This window comes from Nonomuraea sp. NPDC049695 (assembly GCF_040674955.1).
GTDB lineage: Bacteria > Actinomycetota > Actinomycetes > Streptosporangiales > Streptosporangiaceae > Nonomuraea > Nonomuraea helvata.
In genome coordinates, this window is sequence record NZ_JBFANV010000198.1 from 1 (window position 1) to 4,210 (window position 4,210).

Sequence of the window (4,210 nt, forward strand, 5' to 3'; positions counted from 1 at the left end):
GCGCCCGCGCCCGCCGTCCGCCGGGGGGGGGGGGGGGCGGGGCGGGGCCGCCGGGATACGTCACGATCCGTGTCCGGGCGGCGGGGCCTCGCCGGGCCCCTCCCCCGGGGTCGTTAGGGCGGCCACTCCCCCACCGGGGGAATCGCCGGGATCCGCCCCGGTGGGCGTTGTAGTCGTGGGGGTGTTTGCGCAGTTCAACGGGGTGTCTCCGCCGCTGTTTTCGCCGCTCTCCCCCAGTTCTGTTTCTTCGCTGTCCCCTGCCGCCAGGCGCCGGGCCCGAATTTCTTCCTCGGCCCGGAGCGCGCCTCGAACCATCGCCTTCTCCCCCACGATTCGGAGCCACTGCCCTTTCGCCGGCGACGTGACGAGCCCGAGCCGCACCCACGCGGCGCGGCGCTCGCTCGCCCACGCGCGTTTGCGCGGCGCGGCGGCCGCGTTGGAGTCGGCGGTGGTGACCAGGCCGGGGGAGAGGTGGGCGAGCACCATGGCGCGCAGGGACAGGTCGGCGATCTCGGAGACCAGCACCTCGGCCGGGACGTCGATCTCCTCGGTCACGGTCAGGCGGTGCGGCTGCTCGTCGCCGGCGGCCGCGGTCGCCATCCGGGCCTTGGTGCCGCCCGCCTTGCGCAGCTCCGCGGCCTTGCGCTCGGCGCGGTGCTGGTGGACGAGCTGCTGCTGCTCCTGCGTGCAGTAGGGCAGGAGGTGGTCGGGCAGGTCGGCCCAGCGGGTGGGGTAGTGCGGCAGTTGCTCGGCGGTGGAGTCCTCCAGGCTCGGCGCGAGGTGCGCGGTCTTGGTGGCGGCCTCGGCGAGCATGGTGTCTGTGATCTCGGGGGTGTAGAGCAGGGTGGTGCCGCCCTTGCCGGACTGCTGGCAGTAGAAGACGCCGGTCGGCAGGAGAGGGGTTTCCAGCTTGTTCCAGTTCTTCAGCACCTGCAGGGCGTCGGTCTTGGAGGCGGTGCGGCCGGCGTAGCGGCGGTTGAACACCGGCAGCAGCTCGGGGTGCATGCTGCCCTGGGACATGTACTGACCGGTGGCCTCCATGCCGATGCCGGAGGAGCGGCCCTTGTTGCCGACCTGCTTGGCGGCGTGGATGGGCGCGGCGTTGGCGCGGGCCTTGCCGAGCAGGGTGGACACCTCGTCCCCGATGATCAGGATGGCGGGCCGGCGGCGATTGACGGGCAGGACCTGGTTGTCTTCCGGGCGCAGGAGGCGGCCGCGCAGGGGGATGGCGGCGTCGGCGTCCTGGAGCATGCGGGTGGCGGCCTCCCATGTGGTGGCGATGGGCCGGTCCAGGCGCGGCAGCAGCGCCGCGTAGGTCATGCCGTCGTTCTTCAGGTCGATGATCCAGATGAGGACGTCATCGCAGTGGGCGCGCATCCACGCCAGCAGTCGCATCAGGTTGCTCTTGGCGCTGCCGGACTCGCCGACGTACACGCCGCGGGTCATGCCCTGGTCGGGCACGTAGTTGGCGACGAACACGTCGCGGCCGTCTTCGTCGACGCCCTGCCAGGCCACGTCCATGATCGACGTGGGGATCTCGGGGGGCGCGAACTTGACGGTGCGGGCCTTGACGCGGCCCTCGTGCTGGACGAGTACGACGCGGGCCGAGTCGTTGTGGTCGGGGTCCTGGATGATCTCGCGCAGGCTGTGCTCGGCCCAGTGCATGCCGGACTCGATGTCCGTCATGGCCTTCTGCAGCTTGGCGCGGGTGACCTTGACGGGCAGGCGGAGCGCGTACTCGACGCGGCCGGTCCCGGAGACGCGGGGCCGACCGACCACCTGGACGCCGGGAAACCCGAGCTCGGCGAGAACCGTGGGCAGGGTGCGGGCGTTGACGCGGACGCGTTCGCGGACCTTGCGCCAGTGGCGGGCGCGGCGGTTGACCCACCAGGCGCAGGTGGTGGCCAGAGTGAGCACGCTCCACGCGATCGTGCCCGGCCCGTTGGTGGTGCCGGTCTCGATGGTGGTGGTGGCCCAGATGGCGAGCGTGGCGGCGGCGCTGGTGGCGGTGGTGGTGGCGATGGGCAGGAGGTCGTGCTTGGACAGGTAGCGGTGGATACCGGCGACGGCGGCGGCGAACACGGGAGCTGTCGCCCACCAGGGCACGTCGAGCAGGTGGCCGATGGTGGTCGTCAGGTAGGTGCCGGCGGCGGTCCACCAGGGGGTGTGGAGGTCGCGGTGCCGCCACATCCGCTGGGCCTCCTTGGTGGCGGCCCAGCGGATCGGCGTCCACACGCCGTAGTAGAGGGCTCCTCGGACGGCGCGCGCCAGCAGTCCGCGACGCGGCTTGGCGGGCGCGGCGGGCGCCTGCTCGGGCGCCGGGAGCGCGGTGCGCGATGTGCCGAACACGAGGTTGTCCTTCCTGATGTGGCGCGGTGGGGCTAGGCGGGGTCGGTCTGGGCGTCGGCCTCGTCGTCCGCCGGTGCGGGGGCAGGGTCGATCCGGTCGAGCTGCCGCTGGAGGGCGCGGCCGTCGCGCACGGCGGCGAAGACCACCAGGGCGAGCACGCCGAGCCCGGCGAGGATGGGGATCAGCGGCAGGAGCAGGGGGCCGGCGTCGAGCGCGGGCCCGAGCGGGCTGGAGATGATGTCCACGAGCGGGTGTCCTTTCACGCGGTGGCGAGCGGTGGGGCGTTGCTGGGGTGCGGGTTGGCGGTCAGCTGGTCGATGTGCCAGACCAGCCACTGGGCGGCCAGCCACAGACAGGCCAGGACGCAGATCGCTGCCTTGATCGCGTGGGGGGCGAGCGTGAGCGTCATGTGGGCGAGCCCGGCGACGAGCAGGGCCCCCAGGCGGACCAGCCACCACAAGGCGATGGCCAGTCCGGTGGCGTAGGGCCAGGCCAGGACGATCAGCCACCAGGTGGTGTTGCCGTGCGCGGCCAGCGCGGAGAGCGCGACCTTGCGCGGCGAGTGGCGGCGGGGCCGGGGGAGGGTGCGGGCCCAGAACTGGCCGACGGTCTCCTGCTCCTGGCGCGTGTCGCGGCGGGCCGGGACGACGACCGACAGGGCCAACAGCACGGCGGCGGAGATCAGCCAGAACATGGTCAGCCCTCCCGGCTTGCTTCGGCGCAGTTGCAGGAGACGGCGCGGTCGGCGAGCACGTTGGTGATGGCGCCGTTGTCGAGCTGGACGGTCACCCAGCCGCCGTCGCGCGCCTGCACGGTGCCGTGCTGGTCGTCGACGTGCACCCGCGCGGCGGCGGGCGGGTTGGTCGCCTGCTCATCGCGGGCTGCCTTCCAAAACCGAACCATCTCTACCTCTCCTCTCTTCTACGTAGAAGCTAGCCTCTACGTAGAAGTAGCGCAATATGAAGAGCGTTGTTGACGTTGAGCGTCGTTGCCGATACATCAATAGCGGCGCCGGTGGGCCGAAATATCGGCACGGGCCGAATAGGCGTTCGAATGAGAGTGGGCGGCGGGATGGCGGACGAGAACCTGTATGAGGTCATCGCGACCGCCCTCATGGAAGGAATCGAGAGCGGCAAATACCCGCCCGGTTCACCGCTCCCGTCGGAAGCCGATCTCCGGCAGCAGTACGGTGCCACCCCGACCACCATCCGGCGCGCTCTGCAGGTCCTGGAAATCGCCGGCCTGACCCGCGGGGAACGAGGCCGCGGCGTGTACGTCCGCTTCTACGAGCGCGCCGAAGTCGACGGCGGCACCGCCGCCGGCGGCGTCCTGGAGGCCGGGGCGCCCGTCCTGGTGTCCATCGTCCAGCCGGGGCAGCGCCTGGCCGAGCTGATGCCCGGCGTGACGTCGCTGGTGCGGCGCCGCTCGGGCGCCGACGCCGGCGTGACCTCCTTCTACCCCCGGCGCCTGGTCGACCTGGTGCCGGAGCTGGGGGAGCCGGTGCCGCTCACCGAACGGGACGAGACGCTGCTGGCCCGGGCCGGGGTCACGATCACGAGCCGCCGGGCCGAGGTGATTGCCCGCATGCCCACCCGGCGCGAGAGCGGACGGCTTGGGCTGACCCCGAGCACGCCGCTGCTGGAGGAGCTGGTGGTCCTGGCCGATGCCGAGGGCACGGTGCACGTGGTGCGGGAGGCTCTGTACCCAGGCGACCGGTACCGGCTCGCCCTGGAGCTGCGCTGATCCGAAGGTTCGGGCGTTTGGCTGGCTACGGCCGAGGCGTCATGGGTAGGCTTGTCGTATGGACGCCGAGCACACCACCCCCGAGGGCACCGGCCACGTCGAGCCTGAGCGCGTCCCC

5 protein-coding genes are annotated in these 4,210 nt (G+C 72.0%); 1 reads left to right on the forward strand and 4 read right to left on the reverse strand.

Annotated elements, in window-relative coordinates; all coding sequences use genetic code 11:
• Positions 1-60: 60 nt before the first annotated feature.
• From AB0J64_RS56855 to AB0J64_RS56870, 4 genes are read right to left on the reverse strand one after another with little or no spacing between them, the layout of a single operon-like run.
• A complete protein-coding gene (locus tag AB0J64_RS56855) occupies positions 61-2,349 on the reverse strand; it encodes a hypothetical protein (protein ID WP_364047039.1) in 2,289 nt (762 codons plus the stop codon).
• Positions 2,350-2,381: 32 nt separating this feature from the next.
• Positions 2,382-2,594: a hypothetical protein gene (locus AB0J64_RS56860; protein WP_364047042.1), complete on the reverse strand. Its 213-nt coding sequence runs from the start codon at positions 2,592-2,594 to the stop codon at positions 2,382-2,384.
• A gap of 14 nt (positions 2,595-2,608) precedes the next feature.
• Positions 2,609-3,043, reverse strand: coding sequence for a hypothetical protein (locus AB0J64_RS56865; RefSeq protein ID WP_364047045.1), 435 nt, complete (start codon positions 3,041-3,043; stop codon positions 2,609-2,611).
• A gap of 2 nt (positions 3,044-3,045) precedes the next feature.
• Positions 3,046-3,252 (reverse strand): hypothetical protein, encoded by a 207-nt coding sequence (locus AB0J64_RS56870; protein ID WP_364047048.1) that lies wholly within the window; start codon positions 3,250-3,252, stop codon positions 3,046-3,048.
• A gap of 150 nt (positions 3,253-3,402) precedes the next feature.
• Here AB0J64_RS56870 and AB0J64_RS56875 point away from each other — a divergent pair, with 150 nt between their 5' ends.
• Positions 3,403-4,092, forward strand: a complete 690-nt coding sequence (locus AB0J64_RS56875; protein ID WP_364047051.1) for a GntR family transcriptional regulator — start codon at positions 3,403-3,405, stop codon at positions 4,090-4,092.
• Positions 4,093-4,210: the final 118 nt, after the last annotated feature.